Below are 574 nucleotides of genomic sequence, written 5' to 3'. Positions count from 1 at the left end.
TATGAAGGTGTGCCGCTCGTGATGATAGAAGCGGTGCTCGCTCAAAGGCCGATAGTTGCTTCGCGGGTTTCCGGACTCGACTCATATCTGCCGGAATCGATGCTCTTTCCCGCCGACGATCAAGACGCTTTCGTAAAGTGCATTTTCGCAGCTCGTGGCATTCAGCTCGGTACGCTTTCGCAGGATTTCAAGCAGCGCTTCTCGCGCGAAGTATTCAACGCTAAAGCACAGGACATGCTGCGGCGCCATACTTAAAAAAAGCGATTGTTCGCAGCGGTCAATTTCGAACTGTAGCTTTCACGTGGTTGCCCAACAGCGCAGTCGGGAAAGAAATCGGAGGCCAACTGGTGCCCCGCCGGCTCAATAATGCGATCGGTTTGCAACTGACCACACTAGGATATCCGCGATACTCTTATCTGAGGACGGACTCAAAAGCGAAGTGCAACACCAAGCTCTTTAATTTCCACGATTCCGGGTGAAGCCATGAAGGGTGCCAACAAGTTGCTTATGAAGTTCAGCAAGCGGCTTTCGTCTGAAAGCCACGTCTTGCAAGCGGTTGAACGCTCAGATGCCG

Annotated in this window: 1 protein-coding gene; it reads left to right on the top strand. The window is 52.4% G+C overall.

Annotated features, from left to right (window positions below; genetic code table 11):
• Nucleotides 1-255: glycosyltransferase family protein (locus tag AWB81_RS44010; protein ID WP_144444438.1), on the top strand; the 255-nt coding region annotated here is incomplete at its 5' end.
• Nucleotides 256-574: the final 319 nt, after the last annotated feature.

Source organism: Caballeronia arationis (assembly GCF_001544975.2).
Classification (GTDB): Bacteria; Pseudomonadota; Gammaproteobacteria; order Burkholderiales; family Burkholderiaceae; genus Caballeronia; species Caballeronia arationis.
This window is presented reverse-complemented; position numbering and strand designations above follow the sequence as displayed.